19 protein-coding genes are annotated in these 20088 nt (G+C 59.5%); 11 read left to right on the top strand and 8 right to left on the bottom strand.

All coding sequences use genetic code 11. The annotated features are described in order from the left end of the window. Positions 1 to 51: 51 nt before the first annotated feature. The 3 genes from AC0L30_RS37975 to AC0L30_RS37965 all read right to left on the bottom strand — a co-directional run bounded on the left by AC0L30_RS37975 (position 52) and on the right by AC0L30_RS37965 (position 1024). On the bottom strand, positions 52 to 312 hold the full coding sequence (locus AC0L30_RS37975; protein WP_473406406.1) for a Na+/H+ antiporter subunit E: 261 nt from the start codon (positions 310 to 312) through the stop codon (positions 52 to 54). Then, positions 209 to 739, bottom strand: coding sequence for a Na+/H+ antiporter subunit E (locus AC0L30_RS37970; RefSeq protein WP_245286009.1), 531 nt, complete (start codon positions 737 to 739; stop codon positions 209 to 211). The genes AC0L30_RS37975 and AC0L30_RS37970 overlap by 104 nt, the downstream gene beginning before the upstream one ends. An 81-nt stretch (positions 740 to 820) precedes the next feature. Next, positions 821 to 1024 (bottom strand): DUF3551 domain-containing protein, encoded by a 204-nt coding sequence (locus tag AC0L30_RS37965; protein ID WP_007601212.1) that lies wholly within the window; start codon positions 1022 to 1024, stop codon positions 821 to 823. Between the two features lie 333 nt (positions 1025 to 1357). Here AC0L30_RS37965 and AC0L30_RS37960 point away from each other — a divergent pair, with 333 nt between their 5' ends. The 8 genes from AC0L30_RS37960 to AC0L30_RS37925 all read left to right on the top strand — a co-directional run bounded on the left by AC0L30_RS37960 (position 1358) and on the right by AC0L30_RS37925 (position 12754). After that, entirely contained in the window at positions 1358 to 2461 is a 1104-nt protein-coding gene (locus tag AC0L30_RS37960) for an efflux RND transporter periplasmic adaptor subunit (protein ID WP_007601213.1), read from the top strand. Next, entirely contained in the window at positions 2458 to 5520 is a 3063-nt protein-coding gene (locus tag AC0L30_RS37955; RefSeq protein ID WP_354128985.1) for an efflux RND transporter permease subunit, read from the top strand. Before AC0L30_RS37960 ends, AC0L30_RS37955 begins: the two co-directional genes overlap by 4 nt. A 143-nt stretch (positions 5521 to 5663) precedes the next feature. Continuing rightward, positions 5664 to 7097 (top strand): basic amino acid/polyamine antiporter, encoded by a 1434-nt coding sequence (locus AC0L30_RS37950; protein WP_007601215.1) that lies wholly within the window; start codon positions 5664 to 5666, stop codon positions 7095 to 7097. Between the two features lie 25 nt (positions 7098 to 7122). Further along, on the top strand, positions 7123 to 8385 hold the full coding sequence (gene arcA / locus AC0L30_RS37945) for an arginine deiminase (RefSeq protein WP_007601216.1): 1263 nt from the start codon (positions 7123 to 7125) through the stop codon (positions 8383 to 8385). A 202-nt stretch (positions 8386 to 8587) separates the two neighbouring features. After that, on the top strand, positions 8588 to 9406 hold the full coding sequence (locus AC0L30_RS37940; protein ID WP_007601217.1) for an outer membrane beta-barrel protein: 819 nt from the start codon (positions 8588 to 8590) through the stop codon (positions 9404 to 9406). Between the two features lie 670 nt (positions 9407 to 10076). Then, positions 10077 to 11270 carry a sensor histidine kinase gene (locus AC0L30_RS37935; RefSeq protein WP_473406405.1) on the top strand — a complete coding sequence of 398 codons (1194 nt, stop codon included), beginning with the start codon at positions 10077 to 10079 and terminating at the stop codon, positions 11268 to 11270. 65 nt (positions 11271 to 11335) lie between these two features. Beyond that, positions 11336 to 11962: a response regulator gene (locus AC0L30_RS37930; protein ID WP_473406412.1), complete on the top strand. Its 627-nt coding sequence runs from the start codon at positions 11336 to 11338 to the stop codon at positions 11960 to 11962. 156 nt (positions 11963 to 12118) lie between these two features. Next, positions 12119 to 12754, top strand: coding sequence for a response regulator (locus AC0L30_RS37925; protein ID WP_007601223.1), 636 nt, complete (start codon positions 12119 to 12121; stop codon positions 12752 to 12754). Between the two features lie 402 nt (positions 12755 to 13156). Here AC0L30_RS37925 and AC0L30_RS37920 read toward each other — a convergent pair whose 3' ends face one another. Next, a complete protein-coding gene (locus tag AC0L30_RS37920) occupies positions 13157 to 14893 on the bottom strand; it encodes a sensor histidine kinase (protein ID WP_007601225.1) in 1737 nt (578 codons plus the stop codon). A 313-nt stretch (positions 14894 to 15206) separates the two neighbouring features. Here AC0L30_RS37920 and AC0L30_RS37915 point away from each other — a divergent pair, with 313 nt between their 5' ends. Next, complete coding sequence (locus AC0L30_RS37915; RefSeq protein ID WP_051058478.1) at positions 15207 to 15467, top strand: hypothetical protein; 261 nt, start codon at positions 15207 to 15209, stop codon at positions 15465 to 15467. A gap of 421 nt (positions 15468 to 15888) precedes the next feature. Here the strand turns inward: AC0L30_RS37915 and AC0L30_RS37910 are convergent, their stop codons facing one another. The 3 genes from AC0L30_RS37910 to AC0L30_RS37900 form a co-directional block, all read right to left on the bottom strand. Beyond that, entirely contained in the window at positions 15889 to 16206 is a 318-nt protein-coding gene (locus AC0L30_RS37910) for a hypothetical protein (RefSeq protein WP_473406404.1), read from the bottom strand. 131 nt (positions 16207 to 16337) lie between these two features. After that, the gene (locus tag AC0L30_RS37905) at positions 16338 to 16820 is read right to left on the bottom strand and encodes a phospholipase effector Tle1 domain-containing protein (protein ID WP_473406403.1); all 483 of its coding nucleotides are present in this window, start codon (positions 16818 to 16820) and stop codon (positions 16338 to 16340) included. A gap of 363 nt (positions 16821 to 17183) precedes the next feature. Then, positions 17184 to 17453 (bottom strand): hypothetical protein, encoded by a 270-nt coding sequence (locus tag AC0L30_RS37900; RefSeq protein ID WP_354201240.1) that lies wholly within the window; start codon positions 17451 to 17453, stop codon positions 17184 to 17186. Positions 17454 to 17946: 493 nt separating this feature from the next. On the opposite strand from AC0L30_RS37900, the gene AC0L30_RS37895 reads away from it, so the two are divergent. Next, complete coding sequence (locus AC0L30_RS37895) at positions 17947 to 18480, top strand: HdeA/HdeB family chaperone (protein ID WP_007601232.1); 534 nt, start codon at positions 17947 to 17949, stop codon at positions 18478 to 18480. Positions 18481 to 18691: 211 nt separating this feature from the next. On the opposite strand, the gene AC0L30_RS37890 is transcribed toward AC0L30_RS37895, so the two are convergent. Beyond that, positions 18692 to 19741 (bottom strand): SphA family protein, encoded by a 1050-nt coding sequence (locus tag AC0L30_RS37890; RefSeq protein ID WP_473406402.1) that lies wholly within the window; start codon positions 19739 to 19741, stop codon positions 18692 to 18694. Positions 19742 to 19889: 148 nt separating this feature from the next. Here AC0L30_RS37890 and AC0L30_RS37885 point away from each other — a divergent pair, with 148 nt between their 5' ends. Continuing rightward, positions 19890 to 20081, top strand: a complete 192-nt coding sequence (locus AC0L30_RS37885) for a hypothetical protein (RefSeq protein WP_473406401.1) — start codon at positions 19890 to 19892, stop codon at positions 20079 to 20081. Positions 20082 to 20088: the final 7 nt, after the last annotated feature.

The following is a 20088-nucleotide window of genomic DNA, read 5'->3' as shown; positions in this document are numbered from 1 at the left end:
ATGGGAGACGGCAGCATCGCCAGGATGAAGCCGACTGCGGCCGTCAGGAACTCAGTCATTGTACAGCGCTCGGACCAGAGCAGCCTCCTCTTCGGCAAGCTCGGCGACCACGGGATTCTCGATATTCAGACAGTGATAGAGGATATGCGCGTCATCCTCTGCGGCCGGCACGGTGCCTGGTAGCAGGCTCGTCAGCGTTGCAAACACGTTACGACGAAAGCCGCGGGGAAGACGGGTTGAATATGCGATAAACCCCGAGTGCAGCGGCAGCCGGGGGGTCGAGTGCCCGCCTCGCGACGTCCACTCCGGCAACAATGGAGTGATATAGGAAGAGCAATGTCAGTCGCGAGATGGCGCCAGGTGAGCGCCGCGATCTGCCAGGTTCCAGCCAATGCAAGCTCGTCCACGTTGCCGCCGCGACGGCGACTGCCGCGGCAGGAACGTCATCGAGAGCGGCGCCGGAAAGTACCAACCAGAGGCAGAGGAACGAAGCCGCGCGGGACGTCGCGCTCCACCAGGACGCGCCGGCTGTGGCGCCCGTGAGCGCATCTGGCTTTCCCGCGGACCCTCTCACAGGCGATTCCTCGATTGGCGACGGATGGCGCCGTCCCGTGCGGTGCTTCGAAAATCCGGCATCGTGTATTGACTGGCGGGTGTCCGGCGGCACGACTGTCGGTGTCTGCAGCCGGGTATCCTTCGACGTGCGGATGCGTGAGTTGGCGTAGCGATACAGCAGCATCCACACCGGCTCGAATGGCGTCCACGAGCGGATCGTTCGACGCCATCGTTTTGGATGGCCCTTCGCTGCCCTGCTACGCAACTAGCGCGACGCCTGCCGGGGGAAGCAGGTGCCGCCCCTCCCGCTTCGGGACGCCTGGCACTGATCTTGGGTGGAGTACCTGCAGTTCACATGCCCCTTGAACTTGGAGCACCATTGGTTTTGCTCGGTCTGCGCTGATGCAGTCTGTGGCATGATGGCCAGCATTCCCGAGACCGCCATTGCAACTAGGATAAATCTCCGCATTCGAAAATCCTCCGGGTTCATCGGGCTGACAGGCCCGATCGCTTTAGCTGACCCTGACGATGCGCTCTTGATACGACCTGCGATATTGGGTCTTTGCCCGATTAGGCGGCAGGAATTCCCCGGAGCGCTCCATGAGGCGCCGTTTCATATATCGCCGGCGTTTCGCCTGCGACTGCGGCCCGCGGTCGCGATTGCATCCGGACGCACCAAGTAGATTTGCCGATGTGTGTGGCCCCTCCTTTGGGCAAGAATACCAGGGACGATACCGTAGATCGCGAGATGTGAAAGGGCGACCTGCCTGATCTAACGTCTGGAATCGAGGAGGGCATGGCGATGCGCGGTAGGCGAACCACATCTCGGCAAGTCTTCGCAGTGACGTTGATCGCCTCCGTGTTCGCACCGTTTCTGGTAGCCTGCGGCCGCCAAGCGGAAACGAAGGAGCTGCCCCCGCGTCCGGTTCGGACCACGACCATCGAGAAGCGCGATAGCCTGGTGCCGTTGATTTTTACAGGCCGCATCGAGGCCGAGGACGAAGTGGCCGTCGCCTTTCGGATATCCGGACGCTTGCGGGCGAGCCATGCGAAACTCGGAGACAGGGTCGAGGCCGGACAGTTGCTGGCACAACTGGAGTCCCAGAACGAGCTGAGCACATTGCGGCAGGCAAAAGCGGCTCTTTCCGCTGCGCAGGGCCAGTTGACGCAGGCACGCAACCACTACGAACGTCAGGAAACGCTGTTGGCGCAGGGGTGGACCACGCGTGCCAATTTCGAGGCGGCGACGCAGGCACGACAGGCCGCGCAGTCGCAGGTCGAGGCGGCGGAGGCGCAAGTCGACTCCGCGCACGACCTCGTCAGCTTTACGGAGCTGCGGGCCGATGCGCCCGGCAAAATCACCGCGACAGGTCCCTCTGATGGCGAGGTCGTTCAGGCCGGGCAAATGATCGCGAGGATCGCGAGGCAGGACGGCCGTGACGCAGTCTTCGACGTTCCGGCTCAAATGATCAGATCGACGCCGGCCGACGTGCAGGTCATGGTCAGCCTGACAGATGACGCGAAGATCACGGCACAGGGCCGCGTCCGCCAGGTCGCGGCGCAGGCCGACCCCGTCACCCGCACGTTCGAGGTCAAGGTCGGTCTAACGGATCCGCCACCAGCCATGCGGCTCGGCGCCACCGTAAACGGCCGCGTCGAGTTGGGTTCCGGACCGGTGATCGATGTACCCGCTACCGCCTTAACAAGAATAAATCAGCAGCCGGCCGTCTGGATCCTCGATCCCCAGACGAACATCATATCGGCGCGTAATGTCGACATCCTGCGTTTCGACCAGACCGACGTCATCGTCTCGCAGGGACTGAATGCCGGCGACATCGTTGTCACCGCGGGCGTCCAAGCGCTCCATCCGGGCCAGAAGGTGCGCGTGCTCGGATCAGAGCCATGACCGGGTTTAACCTCTCCGGATGGGCGCTCAGGCACCGCTCGCTCGTCGTCTATGTGATGATCGTTGCCGCGATCGCAGGTTATCTCGCGTTTTTCCGCCTTGGCCGGAGCGAGGATCCTTCGTTTACGATCAAGACGATGGTCGTGCAGGCTGCCTGGCCGGGGGCAACGGCCGAAGAGACGATGAAACAGGTGACCGAGCGACTCGAGCGGCGATTGCAGGAAACGCCCCATCTTGAGTTCCTGCGCAGCTTCACTCGCGCCGGTCTCGTCACTATCTTCGTCAACCTGAAGGGAAGCGCGAACAGCAGGGAGGTCGCCGATACCTGGTATGAGGTGAGGAAGAACATCGGCGACATGCGCCACACGCTTCCCGCTGGCGTTGTCGGCCCCGGCTTCAACGACGATTTTGGTGACACGTTCGGGATCGTCTACGGCTTTAGCAGCGACGGCTTCACGCAGCGAGAGTTGCGAGATTACGTCGAGAATGTCCGTGCGCGCTTGCTTCAGGTTCCTGACGTGTCGAAGATCGAGCTACTGGGTGCCCAGGACGAGGTGATCTTCGTCGAGTTCTCCAAGCAGGACCTTGCGACCTTGCAGGTCGATCGGGCGGCTCTGCTCGGTGCGCTGCAAGCTCAGAATATTGTCCGGCCGGCGGGGACAATCCAGACGGGCAAGGAAACCATTTCCGTTCGAGTGTCCGGCGGCTTTGGGTCGGAGCAGGACATCGCCGGTGTCAATTTCGTCGCAGGCGGTCGCACGATCCGGCTGAGCGACATTGCGAAAGTGCGGCGTGGCTACGTGGATCCGCCGCAGCCGATGTTCCGGGTCAACGGCCAGCCGGCAATCGGGCTTGCTATCGCAATGCGTGATGGCGGCGACATTCTTGCGCTTGGCAGAAATATCAAGGCGGCGATGGCCCAGATGACCGCCAATCTCCCGATTGGAATCGAGCCCGCGCTCGTCGCCGACCAGGCTACGGTGGTCGATAGTGCGATCAGCGAATTCATGACCTCGCTACTACAGGCCGTCGCAATCATTCTAGTGGTGAGTTTCATCAGCCTCGGAATTCGTCCAGGCCTCATCATCGCGCTTGCCATTCCGCTGACCCTAACCGTCGTGTTCCCGATCATGGAGATCGCCCGCATCGACATGCAACGAATATCGTTGGGCGCGCTGATCATCGCGCTCGCACTCTTGGTCGATGATGCGATGACGACCACGGACGCCACCCTCAACCGGCTGGCCCAAGGCGACAGCAAAATCGATGCAGCGACCTTCGCCTACCGCAGCCACGCCTTTGCTATGCTTGCAGGGACTCTGGTGACGATCGCAGGCTTCATCCCGGTTGGCTTCGCCGCGAGTTCGGCCGGCGAGTATACATTTTCGCTGTTTGCGGTAGTCGCGATCGCTCTCCTGGTGTCATGGCTCGTTGCTGTGATCTTTACGCCACTGCTGGGTGTGATCATTCTCGTTCCGCCGGGACAGGAGAGCTCGGACGCGCCAGGCAGGATATTCCGCTTCTATCGCACGTTTCTTACGCTGGCGATGCGCGCCAAGTGGCTCACGATCGCCACCTCGCTGGTGCTCTTTATCGCGTCGGTTCTTGCGCTTCCGCTGATTCCGCAGCAGTTCTTCCCATCGTCAGATCGACCTGAACTGCTGGTGGACCTCAGTTTGCCCCAGAATGCATCGATCCATGCGAGCGAGCTGGCAGCCAGGCGCTTGGATGCCGCATTGACCGGCGATCCGGACGTCGATCATTGGAGCACCAACGTGGGGCGCGGTGCCATCCGTTTCTATCTTCCGCTCAATGTCGAGCTTCCAAACGATTCGTTCACACAGGCGGTTGTCGTGGCGAAGGACGTCGCGGCGCGCGAGCGTCTGCGCGTGAGGCTGGAACGTTTGCTCGCGGAGGAAGTTCCCGCCGCCGTCTCGTCGGTTTCGCCGCTCGGTCTTGGCCCACCTGTGGGATGGCCGCTGCAATATCGCGTCAGCGGACCGGATGTCGAACGGGTACGTGAGATTGCGCTCAAGCTTGGGCAAATCATTGCCTCCGAGCCCAGGGCCAAGGGCGTCAATTTCGATTGGATGGAGCCGGAACGCCAGCTCCGCATCCAGGTCGATCAGGACGAAGCGCGACGTCTCGGACTGAGCTCGCAAGCGATATCGAGCGTGCTGAACACGGTGATATCCGGCGCAATCGTCACGCAGGTCCGCGACGACATCTATCTGGTCAATGTGGTGGCCCGGGCGGTCGATGAGCAGCGCATCTCGCTGTCCAACCTGCGTACGCTTCAGGTGCCTTTGCCCAGCGGCAGGACGGTATCTCTCAGTCAGTTTGCGACATTCGCGTATCACCAGGAGCATCCGCTGATCTGGCGGCGCGACCGCATTCCAACGCTGACGGTGCGCGCCGATATTGGCGGCGGATCACTGCCGGCTGCGCTGGTGGACGCTCTGTCGCCCGCAATAGGCGAGTTGAGGAAGACGCTACCGGCGTCCTACGAGGTGGCCGTAGGCGGAACCGTTGAAGAGAGCCGGAACTCGCAGGCGTCGGTGCTTGCTGTGGTGCCGATGATGCTGTTCGTCATGCTCACGGTCCTGATGATCCAGTTGCAGAGCTTTCCGAGACTGCTGATGGTCATAAGCGTGGCGCCACTCGGGATGATCGGTGTTGTCGCCGCACTGTTGCTTTCCGGCAGACCGATGGGCTTTGTCACTATCCTCGGAATTCTCGCGTTGCTCGGCATGATCAGCAAGAACGCGGTGATTCTGATCAGCCAGATCGACGCCGAACGGGCACAGGGCAAGAGCCCGTGGGACGCCGCGGTCGATGCCAGCAGCTCCCGGTTTCGTCCCATCATGTTGACGGCGGTGTCGACCGTGCTCGGCATGATCCCGATCGCTCCCACCGTATTCTGGGGCCCGATGGCCGTCGCAATCATGGGCGGTCTGCTGGTTGCAACCGTTTTGACGCTGGTCTTGCTGCCGACATTGTATGTGAGCTGGTTCGGAGAGAAGGGGCGGGTAGGGACTTCCGCTCAATCGGTCGGCTAAGCCGCTGGTTTCCGGCGAGGGGAATCCTGTCTCGGGATTAGGAGTTCACCTGATATTCCGGGCGCCGCCCGAGGTGCATGGTGAAGTGCCGGCAAGTCGATCGGCCAGGATGTTGCGCACCCGCGCTATCGCGAGGTCTTCACATGACTGGGACGCCGTCAGTCCAGAAGCTCTCCCTGTTCGCGTTGACCGCGATGGTGGTCGGATCGATGGTCGGCTCGGGCATCTTCTCGCTCCCGAGAACATTCGGCATCGCCACTGGTCCGTTCGGAGCGGTCTTCGCCTGGTGTATAGCCGGCGGCGGCATGTACGCGCTCGCCCGGGTGTTCCAAACGCTGGCTGAACGAAAGCCAGAGCTCGATGCTGGTGTCTACGCCTATGCGAAGGAGGGATTTGGTGATTATCCTGGTTTTCTATCGGCGTTCGGGTACTGGATCGGCAGCTGCATCGGCAACGTATCCTATTGGGTCCTTATCAAGTCGACCTTGGGCGCCTTCTTTCCTGTCTTTGGAGACGGGAACACGGTCACAGCCATCATCGTCGCCTCGATAGGAATCTGGCTGTTTCACTTCATGATTCTTCGCGGCGTGCAGCAGGCCGCGGCGATCAACACCATCGTCACGATTGCGAAGATCGTGCCGATCCTGGTCTTCATTGCTATCCTGATTTTTGCGTTCAAAGCCGATCTTTTCCGCGCCAATTTCTGGGGCGGCGAGGGGATGCCGGACAAGAGTCTGTTCGACCAGATTCGCGCGACCATGCTGGTGACGGTGTTTGTCTTTCTCGGCATCGAGGGCGCCAGCGTCTATTCGCGCTATGCCAAGGAACGGGCGCATGTCGGCGCGGCGACCATTTTGGGGTTTGCGATCGTTACGACCCTGATGGTGCTCGTGACCATGCTGCCATATGCCGCGTTGCCCCGCGCCGAGATCGCCGGCATGCGACAGCCGTCCATGGCAACGGTATTGGAGGCGGTGGTCGGGCATTGGGGCGCGATCTTCGTCAGCATCGGACTCCTGGTTTCGGTATTGGGGGCCTATCTCGCCTGGTCGCTAATCTGCGCTGAGGTGCTCTCCGCCGCCGGACGAACGAAGGATATGCCAGCTTTGTTCGGCACCGAAAATGCGAACAAGGTGCCGGCTGCGGCGCTCTGGCTCACCAATGTGATCGTTCAGCTCTTCGTCATCAGCACCTATTGGTCGCAGGATGCATTCGCGCTGATGCTCAATCTCACGAGCGTGATGTCACTCATTCCGTTCTTCCTCGTCGCAGCCTACGGGCTCCTGCTCGTCCGTCGCGGCGAGACCTATGAGAAAAGCAGCCGTGATCGCAAGCGCGACATGATCTTTGCCGGCGTCGCCTTGGTCTATACGCTGTTCCTGATCTATGCCGCCGGGATGAAGTTCCTGCTGCTGTCCTTGATCCTCTACGCGCCAGGCACTGCACTCTATTTCTGGGCGCGCCTGGAACAGAAGGCGCGGGTCTTTACAGCCATCGAGTGGGGCCTCTTCATTGCAGCCGCCCTCGGCGCTGCTGTTGGAATACACGGACTGGCCACCGGCTACATCACCATCTAGGCAGGCAACTCCCGGGAGAACTCCCATGGCAAAGCAGACATCGGACACCTCGGCTCCCTTCGGCGTCCATTCAGAGGTCGGCCAGCTGAGGAAGGTGATGGTCTGCTCGCCAGGGCGGGCTCATCAGCGCCTTACGCCCTCCAATTGCGATACTCTGTTGTTCGATGACGTGCTGTGGGTGGACAATGCCAAGCGCGACCATTTCGACTTTGTTCAAAAAATGCGTGACCGCGGGATCGAAGTCGTCGAGATGCACAATCTGCTCGCCGAGACGGTCGCGATCCCCGAGGCCAGGAAGTGGATCCTGGACAACCAGGTTGTTGCCGATCAGGTCGGTCTCGGTCTGATCGACGAGCTGCGCGGTTATTTGGAAGGTCTCAATCCGCGCGAGTTGGCGGAAACGCTGATCGGCGGAGTATCGACTCACGACTTTCCGGATGCCCACGGCGGCGAGATGCTCAAGCTGGTGCGCGAAGCAGCCGGGATGACCGAGTATTTGCTACCGCCGCTTCCCAACACCTTGTACACGCGGGACACCACATGCTGGATCTACGGCGGCGTCACGCTGAATTCGCTCTACTGGCCAGCGCGGCACGAAGAGCCGATCCTCGCCACAGCCATCTACAAGTTCCATCCGGATTTCGCCGGCAAGGTCAACGTCTGGTGGGGCGATCCGACGCGCGATCACGGCCTCGCGACGCTGGAAGGCGGCGACGTGATGCCGATCGGCAAGGGCAACGTTCTGATCGGATTGAGTGAGCGCACCTCGCGGCAGGCGATCAGCCAGGTTGCCGCAGCCTTGTTCAAGAGAAAAGCGGCCGAACGTGTGATTGTGGCGGCTATGCCGAAGCTGCGCGCGGCGATGCATCTCGATACTGTCTTCACGTTCGCAGATCGGGATTGTGTCCTGCTCTATCCGGACATCGTCAACAACATCGCGGCCTTTTCCTACCGGCCGGCCGACAATTCCGCCGGCCTCGATCTACGCAGGGATGAAAAGCCGTTCGTGGATGTCGTGGCCGAAGCGCTCGGCCTGAAGAAGTTGCGCGTGATTGAGACCGGCGGCAACGCGTATATGCGCGAGCGGACCCAGTGGGATAGCGGCGCGAACCTGGTCTGCGCCTCTCCGGGCGTGGTGTTCGCTTATGACCGCAACACATACACCAACACCTTGCTGCGCAAGGAGGGGATCGAGGTGATCACCATTGTCGGTGCAGAGCTGGGACGCGGCCGGGGAGGCGGTCATTGCATGACCTGCCCGATCACCAGGGACGCGGTGGATTATTAGCCGACCTGCGGGCGCTCCGGCCCTGAAGGAGGGCGTTCACGGCCGCGTGGCATTCGGCCGTTGCTGGGTAGCATCCGGGGAGTTCCAGCCAGACGGCGTCTGCCGCCTCAATCACAGATTTAATTCCTGACCATTAACACGCCATAATCAGCCCCCACGCTCAGCTGATTCCAGGTGTACGCAGAAGCCATCGGGGGACACCATGCGCGCGCTGACGATTCTTTGGCTGGTCGTTGGATGGTTTGGAGCAGACACCGCTTGGGCGGCGGATGTTGATCTCACCGAACTGAAGGCGAGCGGTCCTGTGCCGTATTATTCCGCTCCGTCATGGAGTGTCGTTGGCTCCGTCGCGCCAACCTTCACTGACAATGCTTTGTTCAGCCGGAACAACCGCAGGTCGGATTTTTATTATGAGCCCGACGTCAGTCTCAGGTTGGATGGGAACCTCACAAGCGACCTGTCGTACCGGCTCTATGCTCGCGCCCAATACGAGGCCTTTGCGACCGAGAAGGACGGCAACGCCGCAGTGGCGCGAATGGGAGCGCGCTTGACCGAGAATTGGGACGGCTGGCGCTTCTCCGCTATTTACGAGAACCGGTACGATTTCGACGGTGTCTATCGCGATCTTGCTTTCACGTCCCACGACGTGATGGGCTCGGTAGCGCGCGACTTCCGCGTGAACAATGTCACGCTGTCGCCACTGTTGCTCCTGACCTACCGGTTTTCCGATCTTGCGGAAGCCCGCCGCTGGCGCTTTGACGCGGTGCTGGGTATCGAAGTCAAGCTGGACCCGAAATGGTCGATTGTGAGCACGCCATTGTTAGAAGCCTTTTGGTTCACGGACGGGCTGAACAGGGGCCGACAGGATCAGATCTACTCAGCGGACGTCGGGCTGAGGTATAGTTTCGCCAGCAACGTGTCGATCACGACCAGCGTATTGTACGAGGCGCGAACATCGAACGTTCCGGAGCGGCGATACAGGGATCTCAGGGTTGGTCCCCGACTTGATTTCGCGTTTTGAAGGGCTTGGAAGATGACGAGATGCGGGTGTGTATTGGTGGGAATCATCGTTGGTCTAACGGCCGCCTCCGTGGCTTCTGCGGATCCCCGCGATTCTGCTGACCGGAGCCAGCGCCTGGATACCGATGCACTGAGGGATGATGTCGGCGTTAACCGCCTCCAGGTGCCGTCTCATCCGCTGGTGCTTTCGCCGCCTCAACAACCCGCTCCGAGCGCGAAGGCAGGAAAGAAAAAGAAATCCAGCGCGAGCGGAGTTGGAGCCCGGTAGCGCACGGACGCAGGTGCGGCCGGATTGCCGTGGCGGTACCCGAGAACGACTTCACGAGTCTCGGAAGCCGCTGATTGCGCATTGGGGAGCTGTTGTCGACACAAGCAGCTCGTGAAGGCTTTCTACGATACTTTAGCATCTGTTGCATTTCATTTGAATCCAGTGCTGCCCAGTCTGGCACAAGTTGCATACTGCACCCCTTATTGAGATCCACGCACGGATTCGCGATTTCAATCTGAGGAGAATACTACTTGTGGTGCTATCAACCAGACAGTGTATAATTGGAAGACCCTTAGGGCATCCGCACTCTGAACCAGCAATGGAACTCGCCCGAAGGGCAGGACGGCGACTCCCGATATTGATCTTCAATGTCGGAGGCCCCGCAGCAGAGTGAGCGCGTACCGTGAAGCCCCATAGTTTTCCCGCCTCCGACTCAGTTCGAACCAGCGGCACGGGGTGGTTGCAGCTAGGTTTCGAAGAAGCCAGCGACCGCCTTTACTGGATGTGCTCAGCCGAGTTTCTCTTCGTGGTGCGCGCTTCGCTTGGCGGACGCTTCGTCTATGAGACGGTTAATCCGGCTTTCGAGTCGCGTCTCGGCATCTCGGCCGACGCTATCCGGGAGCTGGATGTCTCTGATTGCTTGAGCAGCGACGACATCGAACCCGTCTGCCAAGCCCTACGCGCCTGTCTCGCCGAAGAGAAGGAGGTCAGGGTTCGCCATCGTCTGGCGTTTGGTGGCCAACGTCAGAATATGGAGACGACGATCGTTCCCGTCATGGACCCCGCGGCCGGTCGTGCGGTCCGGCTAGTCGGCAGCCATCGTATGGCCCACATTGGTCCGTTCGAGGAAGCGTCTAGACCGCTGGACGATACCCACGCCCACGTCGACTTGGCATCCATTCAGGAGGAAATCCAGCAGCGGATTGCGTCTGATCTCCATGATTCGACGTGTCAGCATTTGATTGCGGCGAGCCTCGGCCTCATGCGGATCCGACGCAGCATGAGCGACCCGCCCAGCGCCGAGCGGCTCTGCGATGAGATCGATGCGTCGATTGACGAGGCGCTTAGGGAAATTCGTGCCTTTTCCTATCTGCTGCATCCCCGCAATCTGACGCACGATAAGCTCAAAGCCGCAATTGAGAATTACGCGGATGGATTTGCGGCTCGCACTTCGTTGCACGTAGCGACGAGGATCGTGCCCGAGGTCGATCTGCTGCCTTACGAGAAGCAGCGCACCTTGCTCCGGATCGTCCAGGAAGCACTCACGAACGTATTTCGTCATGCGCAAGCGACCAAAGTCAGCATCGTCATTGACGCGACCGACAGCCAGTTTCGGCTCACGGTCAACGACAATGGGCGGGGGCTCCGCGCTGACTATGGCAAACATCGTGCAAAGGCAACATCGATCGGCGTTGGAATTCCGGCGATGAGGGCAAGGCTCGAGCAGATTGGAGGAGCGCTGGACATCAGCTCCGATCAGGCAACATGGCCCTCGGGCACCATCCTGCGCGCAGTGCTTCCGCGTGGGCTGGCGAAGAGCGCGCGCAGCCGGCGTAAGGTGACGACCTCCGTGAGGCCCCCAGCAGGCACCCACTGAGGAAGAAGAAGAAGATGTTACCGGTGGCGGGTGGCTGCCGCGTAACGATATTGGAGTGCTCTGCCATGAAACACATTCTTATCGCGGATGATCACGAAGCGGTGCGATCGGGCCTGCGAGCGGTCCTCGAACAGCGGGCGGATTGGGAAGTCGTTGCCGAGGCGAACGACGGCAGCAAGGCACTTACGGCGGCAATCGAAAGCCGGCCGCATGTGGCTATCATCGACTTCTCCATGCCGCGGATGACCGGCGTGGAGGTCGCGCGGCAGATCAGGGATTATCCGTTGCAGACGGAGGTGTTGATCTTCACGGTGCACAAGTCGGGTCTGCTGGCGCAGCAGGCGTTTGAGGCAGGCGCCCGCGCGTTTCTGGCGAAATCGGATGCTAACAGATTGCTGTTGGCGGCCGTCGACGCACTTCTGGCGCACAAGCGGTTCTGCAGCGAAAGCTGTCGAGACGAGCTCGATCACGGCGGCGAGGGCGCAGATGGGCGCCGGAGGCTTACGCCACGCGAGCAGCTTGTGGTCAAATTGGTGGCGGAGGGTTACAGCAACAAAGGCATTAGCGCGATCCTGAACCTCAGCGTCAAGACGACTGAAGCTCATCGAGCGGCTGCGATGCGCAAGCTGGAGGTGAACTCAACCGCAGGTTTGGTTCGGTACGCTGTTCGTTCGCATCTGGTCGAGGCATGACAGCATATGATGTTCTTGAGGACCGCCACGTCGGTACATTCGCGGTGGCAGGCTCAGGGTTTTGCAGGATGGCGCTTAGAACCATGAGCGGCATGATCGTCTGACCTTGCCGCACTGAGCGTCTCCAGGGGTGCGGCCGGAATCGAGAACGGCGCCATGAAACGCATCTTGATTGCGGATGATCATGCGGTCGTACGTTCGGGACTTCGCGCGATCGTCGAAACGCAGTCCAACTGGATCGTCGCCGGCGAAGCGATCAATGGTGAACAAGCCATCGGATTGGCTCTGGAAACGAGGTCGGACGTCGTCATCGTCGACTACTCGATGCCCCTGATGAACGGGTTGGAGGTCAGCCGTCGGCTAAAGGCACTTGATCAGCATACGGAAGTACTGATCCTGACGATGCATGAAGACGAGGAACTGCTGAGGGACGCTATTCTGGCGGGTGTCCGCGGCTTCCTGTTCAAGTCGGATGCCAAGAAGCATCTGATTTCGGCGATCGAGGCGCTGCTCGACGGCAGGCCTTATTTCACCAGCGCCTTGATAGAGAAGCTGCTGAGTGATTACCAGCTCAACAAGCAGGGCAGGTCGGAGATGCTGCTGACGTCACGCGAGCAGAGCGTCGTCCAGCTGATTGCGGAGGGGCATACCAACAGATCGATATGTAATCTCTTGAACTTGAGTGTGAAGACGGTGGAGACCCATCGGGCGTCGGCCATGCGCAAGCTCGGGATGTCATCCACCGCCGAACTGGTCCGCTATGCCATTCGGAAGAAGCTCGTGGCGCCCTGAGGGATTCCGCCGTTGTCCTGAATGCCCGAGCGGTGGGTGGCTGTCGGCTTGGGCTGCCTTGTGCTGTTCCATTCGCGGGCTAATCCAATGTGAGCCGGCCAGCGGCCGTGGCCTGAGCACGACGCCTGCGCGGGCAACGCAACCTGCTGGATATCAACTTACTGGCAGTACACGCCCCGCCTTTGCTGGCGTGGGATTGAATGCGAGACCCGCAAGCTCCAACAGGACGCCAGTGGCAATCCCGGCAACTGTCGCTGACTTGATCCAAAGACGCTTCCTCGGATGCATGGCGAACTTCCTCGGCGCTGCCGATAACGGGAGCCGCATCAGGCGCAGCTGAACAATTGCATGAGCCTCGTGGACCGCTGACGTTGACTTCAGATCGGGGAAGATCCTGCCCCATTAAACAAGAGGAAGTCTGATCGTGAACGTTGCGCCGCCGTGATCTCGATTTTTTGCGGCTATCGTCCCTTGGTGCGCTTCAACAATAGTGTGGGCGATGGACAGGCCCATGCCCATGCCTTCCGCTTTGCTAGTAAAGAAGGGTTCGAAGACTTCCTTTAATTGGTCTTTTGGAATGCCCGATCCGCAATCCGACACGGACAGCTCGGCAGAGCCCTCGGCGCGCGAGGTCTGGATGCTGATGATGCGGCTTTCGCTCGGAGTGTCCTTCATCGCCTCGATCGCGTTCACGACAAGGTTCAGAATGACTTGTTGAAGTTGGATGCGGTCGCCCAGGATCGGAAGCGCCTCCGGCATGATCTGTTCAATCAGCTCCACTTTTCGTCCAACGGCCAGCATCGAAAGAAATTCGATGGTCTCACGAACAAGATCATTGAGATCCAGTTTTTTCAGCTCGAAAGGTGCCTTCTTAAGGAGGCTCCTCATCCTCCGGATGACTTCGCTGGCGCGCCGGTCATCCCGCAAGATATCGTCAACAATCTCGGCCAGCCCCGCAATGTCAGGGTTCTGAGATTTTAAGATTAACTGCGCGGTCTCGGCATTAGTCAGAATGGACCCGAGCGGCTGGTTGATTTCATGCGCGATTGTTGCGGTCAGTTCGCCAGCTGTCGAGAAGCGATTAACATGGGCCAGTTCGGCCATGCGTTGCCGGGACTGCACTTCCGCCAAATGACGTCGATGATGCTCCCGAAGCAGGGTCGATATCAGCCCGCCTTGCAAAAGTATAACGCCGGTGATCAACGAGATCTGCCACCAATACCGTTCCCACACTGACGGCTCGCGGAAGTAGATGGTGCTGCCAGGCGGCAGACGGCTCTCGGAAATTCCCCAGCGCTGCATTTGTCGCCAGTCGAACATGGGCGCTGCCGGGACGACGAATGTCGGCTTAATGTCGCCGGCCCTTTCACCGTCAAGAATGCGCAGGGCGACCTCCGCGGCCTTCTTGCCCTGTCCGGCAATGACCTGCATTGGACCGCCGACGATGCCTCTACCGAAAAAGGTCGCGTCGTGGAAAAAGATCGGTGCATTGGCCGCGTCAAAAAGCCGTGAGAACGCGCTGTTGCCTTCATGGGTCACTCCCGCCGCATCGACGGTCAGTCCAAGCCAAAAAATGGCGCTGTGTGGCGGGAGGTTGGCCGCGTCTTTGAGCATATCCTCAAAGGAAAGCTCATCGTACCACCGAAACTGCACGCGGTCGGCAAACAGCGCGGTGGATTTGGCCAATTCGTTCCGCCAAAATGTTTCGCCCGGCGAAGCTCCCACAACAATGGCGATAGTCTTTGTTTGGGGCAGGACGCGCACGACGTTATCAAAAAAAGCGACGTCATTGTTGGCAACCGCCACCACCGTGTCGTATTCGGTCAGTTTGTCGAGGTCCACCCGGCGACGCTCTACCAACGTGAAGAGCATAGGGGTTGTTGGAAAAAGGTCCTTCCGGTGCGCCTGCACGAAATTCGCGGCGGGCGAGCCGATAGCGATGATAAGGTCGGGCTGCTGATCATGGTTGAGCGCACGAAGGTAGTCGACAAATGCTGCGTCTGATTTGTCGCTGGCCGCCCGGGCATTCAGAAGCGAATGGTCCTGAAAGGTCACGAAAGGACGTTGGCTTATTCCGGCGCGAAGGGCCTCGGAATAGTCGGTCCACGGTTGGAAGCGAAGACCGTATGAATGCAGCATCAGAATCCGTTTCGGCGTTGGACCAGCCGCTTGACTTTGACACGGGGTCGCCAGCAACCATGCAATGGCCAGCGCAGCGGTGAATATCCGCGCAAAAAAAGGTCGCCATGGTACCGCCAAGCGCATAGTGCTCCGTTCTCCGACTGAACAGGAACCGTAACGGCTCGACCAGACGATTGACAGACGAAAGAGCGCTACCAGAAAGTCGGATCTGGAAAAGCACTGGAGCGGCTTCGAAGCGCAGATCAAGGCCCATTTCGCGAGCGCCGGCAAGCAGATCCAGCAGCAGCAGGCTACGCGTAAGGACACCGCAGTGGCGCAGGGCGAGGCGTGGCGCGTGGCCGCGGATCGGATCCGTGAGGCGGCCGGCAAAGTGGCGGGAGCGCGGACCACCGATCTCGATGCCGTGCTCAAGCAACTGAAGTCGGACGGCGTCCCAAGCTGGAGCACGCCTCCAGAAGCGGAAGCTGGCGGGCAGCGAGTCCTCGTCTTGTCTGCGATTAACCAGCGATTCTCAGGTGCCGATCGGCCAGTGTGGGCCGAAGGTGCGCAGGCGTGGTTGTCGGCACTGTGAGCATGGACCGTATTAGCCGGAGCTAGCTCAAACTTGCCCATGATGGATTGGACCGATTGATCAGCCAGCATAGAAGCTCGAATGTTCAACGCGGCGAACTCTAGATTGATCATTGTGCAACCGGCAGGCCTACGCTTCTGTCGGAATCGACCGTTGATTGCGCGTGCGCATCTTTCGGCGCGGAAGCACCTCGAATTCCAAAATGCTGAACCCACCCTCGAATGACGCGAACGATAGCGGGGTGATGCGCCACCCCAAGCGCACTCGCGGTTGGGGTTTTCGCTGTAAGCCGTTGATCTGCAATGATCGGATATTGGGCCAGTTGGAAAAATTCGCTTGAGAAACCAATGGCGGTAGCGTGCCTCTTAATCAGCGGGTCCCAGGTTCGAGCCCTGGTGCGCCCACCATTTAAATCAAGACCTTAGCGAGAGAAACCGTTTGAGAAGGCCGAACTAAAACGGTTTTTCAAACGGTGTTTTTTGACGGCCGGGCGGCGACTCTCGGCATTGTGATGTGCTCTCCTCGTCTCCGCGGAGGCCAAAGGCGTCTCGAAGGCCGCCCGACAGAACTGCTCCATCAATGTTGCATCTGGGTCAGAGCCGCCCGAGACATGGTCGGCATCTTCCCACTTCCTTTCAATGTCATCGGCGGCGCATTGGGGCAGCTGCGCCGCGCTCCCATCGAAGTAGTGGTTGAAGTCGACGTGCACCCTCATGTTGTCCGGGCGGTAGGCCGCCATGCGATCGTGGAGAAGAACGGACGCTGCTCCGAACGCCGATAGACCGATTTGTGCGTCGGTGATCTCGAGTCTTCCGTCTCCGGGTCGATCGGCAGGTCACGAACCCGGCCTTGAGGAAGCCTCCCGCCTGCTCATTGTGCACCCGCGGGATTGGGCGACAGCCGTAGCATACTGCCGTCGCGTTTCAGGCCGCCAGGGATGAGCGAAGCTCCGGCGAGCAACCAGTTGAGCGCGACGTCTGAGAGCCGAGCCTCGTTCTCGAGATAGCCGCCGCCGACATCGGCGTGCACGCCCGAAAACCAGACCTGTTCGAAGAAAAGGTTGTCGTGCACGTCTCGTTTGTCCTGCTTCTCGGCCGTGGGCGACCAGGTGACACGCTTGAAATCGGCGCGGCTCTCGTCGATCGAGATCGCATGTTTAGCGTAGCCCACCCTCGGATTGAGGGTCGTGTCGTAGAATTTGTGCTTCGGCGGAGCGAGATGCACCGTCTGCAGGCGCTTCCAGAATCCATAACCGGGCAAGATGGCGCGATCTTCAGATAGTTCATGAAAAAAGCAATCAGCGCTGTGGCGATGCCGAGGTAGCTCAGAATCCAGGCCACCCATCTGGACCATGGAAAGACCGGCTGAAGGAAGCCACCTAGCCAGTGCAACCCGATCAGTAGCGCAATGCCGGAGGTCACGAACGCCGCGCCCAGATATTTGTGGCCGAGGGCGGCGGGATCAACTTGGCGCCTTCCGCGGGCGTCAAGGCGAAGCTGCTTGGCAGCAACTGGATCGGTCGCTTTGAGTACCAGCACTACGACTTCGGTAGCGCACATCTCCAGTTCACTGCCATCTCCACCAGCCCTCCTAGTTCGGCGGACAGGGGCGGAAGTCAGACACTGGATGTGGTACGCGCCCGTCTATCGTACAAATTTGGTGGGGATGCGGTCGTCGCTCATTATTGAGGCGCAGTGCGGGCCAGCGAGGCAGCCTTCACTTGGCTTCGTCCTTGACGATGTCTGTCAGGCTCTCAAGCTGGTGGGCCAGCGCTGTCCAGCTACGGGCGACATTCATTAGTACCGAGCACCGGCGGGCAGAAATCCGCCCCTCCTTTGCTTTGGCGTTGCATTCGGCAGCATACTCTCGGCACTGTTCTGCGCTTGGCACTGCTGTTGCTCCTGTCAAGAAGCTTAGCTTACGTCCGATAGCCAGAAGAGAATTGAAGCAGATCAAGCAGGCAGCTCGCAAATCGATTTTTGCCATTACCGGCTACATTAGGCCAGTTACCGCCGGCGAATGAGAACAGATCGCAATTGTCGTCGCATCGCGAGAAAAGCCGCTCCCTGGGCGGTGGACAGAGCCACCGCGCACGGACAAACGCGGCCTAACGCGGCATGCTTATGTTTAGCAAAGCCCCTTGCAAAACCGATCGCCAAGTCAATGTCCGATCGGCAAATATCAATGAGCGACCTGCACATGCCGCGGGGACCCGCTGGCAGGGAGCACACCGAAGCACAGCATTGCAACGTGTTTGGCAAGACGGTATTCCACGTGACATCAGTCACAACGGTGACACGATTTGCAGTTTATCGCGTCCCGCGCAGCGGGCTGACTCTCCTCCTTACCTGGTGGGTTGATCTAGATCAAATCGGGCACTTGCCACTATGGGTGATTACTCTTTGGAGCCGCGGGATGCAGGTCCTGTGACAGCAAATCGCGATTAGTCTGTCGGTCACTCGTTACGGGAGTCATCACAATGAGGTGCAGGTTCAGTATCGTTACGTTCGTCCTAATCGCCCCAACGTTCGCCAGTGAGGCGCTTGGCACAACGACGGACATTCGCAGCATCACCTGTAGCGAATATCTCGCCATGCCGGCTACACCGTCGGGCAAATTTTCGGCTTGGATGACCGGCTGGTTTAGTTATGAAAGTCGGAGGACGTTTGTTGATTTTGACCTGCATCGGGCAAATGTCACAAACGTAAGAGGGTGGTGCCAGTCCAACCCGAATGCCAGTGTGATGGTAGGGCTGGAAAAATCGATAGGCGTAACTGCGGTGCCTAACGCTACGCTGGATTTTAACAAGATCACCTGCGGAACTTGGTTGGCATACGGTCCAGCGGATCAAGATTTTGTAAGATACTTCATGAGCGGCTACTACAACGCAGCAGCAAGCAACAGTGTATTGGACTACGAGCGCCTGCAGAGGAACTCCAGTGCGGTCGTCGCATACTGCAAGAAGAACAAATCCCGCACTTTACCAACGGCCATTCAGAATAGAGCTAGTTAGCTGGACCAGTCTCCCGCCGCTTGCGAGCAACAGAGCGCGCCGTGTATTAGTTTGACTCCTGTTGATGGCCGTCAGCCAAGTAGCGGCGCATTTCATCGAGGTTCGCTCAGTGACGCATGTCGGACAAGATTTGCGAAGCTTGGAGTTCTTCGCAGTTTGACTCATTTGAGACCTCGGCCGACCGCAGCCGACCTTCCAGTTCGGAACCGATTTATTTCACAACCAAATGCTTCCTGGCGGCTACGGCGGCGGGAGCGGACGGGGAAATAGTGAACGTTAGCCAGGTGTTCCATCCCGACGGACGGTTCGCTGCACCAAATTCGCCGTATCCCCTCAGACCAAGGAAGCCCTGCATGTCTGCGACCGGGAAGCTGTACCCGATTTGCGGACCGACACCGAAAACGCGTGACCTGAAACTACCGAGGATCGGGTTCTGGCCGGAATCGTCGGTGACTTGCTGGTAGACGTATCCGACAATGCCGACGAAAAGCTGCTTAGTGAGGGAGTGCGATGCGCCCCAGTCGAAGTGGAAATCGATGCCGCTCCGGTACTGGGTGTCGGGATTCCTGAAATTGTAGGTCAGGCCGGCGACGCCCGAGATTTCGTTTCCTGCCGCCGGGTCGAAATAGGTGTAGCCGCCCCCAATGTCGATCGCGCCGTGCCCGAGCCCGATATTGGGAATCCGCGTCGGATCATAGTCGCCGACGGGAACATTGCCCGTGACGTAAGCCATGTAATTGTCGACGCCAAGGTTCCATAGTAGTTGCGCGAAGGGCGCGAGGTCGCCGTAGGAGGTAAGCGAGCCTTCGAGCATTCCGGTACGCGTCACCACAATCGGTCCGGCTATCGCTGTCAGTGTTCCGGCGATACTAGTGGCGGCTCTGCCGTACTGGCCCGATATACCTACGACCAACTGACCGCCAAGCTCCGCCGTAGCGAAAGTGTACGATGGCGTAAGGGCGACCAGATCGGCCCGCCCGTTCAGACGCAGATTCAAATTAACGTTGACGTTCGCGGGGATTTTGCCGGCCAGGATCTCTTTGGCCGCAGCAGCACTCCCCGCGGCGGCGACGCTGGAATGGTAATCGATGACACTGAGCGCCCAGCCCGGTGTCTGCTGCACCGCGGAGAGACTTGCAAACTGACCCGGAAACCAGAATGAGCTACCGCCCTGGTCGGCATGCGAAACATCAGCGCAAAGCACGAGAGCGGCCACCGCCAGATAGTTGATGACGCAGCTTCCCTGTTTGTTTGATCCCATTTGCAAACCTCTGGGCAGTACTTGCAGCAAGCGCTGTTACAGCAAAGCGCTCCGCGAACTGCAGGACCCAGGTTACGACGGCCTTCACTACTAGGCACAAGCAACGTCAAAATGCGTCACAGAATGGTAACAGCTCGAGACAATTGTCTTGGGCGATGACGCAGTTGCAGCCCTCAAGGTGCTTGCGCTGGAGATGCTCGGCTTCTCGAGCGCCAAGATTCATAAGCACAAAAAAAGCCCCGGCATGCCGGGGCTTTGGTTTGCCAAGGTGGGTGCGATCAATATCTTGCCGCGACCGGTGCGCCGTATCCACCGAAGCGGTAGTTCAACCGAAGCGTGACCATATC

The organism is Bradyrhizobium sp. MI1.11 (assembly GCF_055811255.1).
This window is presented reverse-complemented; position numbering and strand designations above follow the sequence as displayed.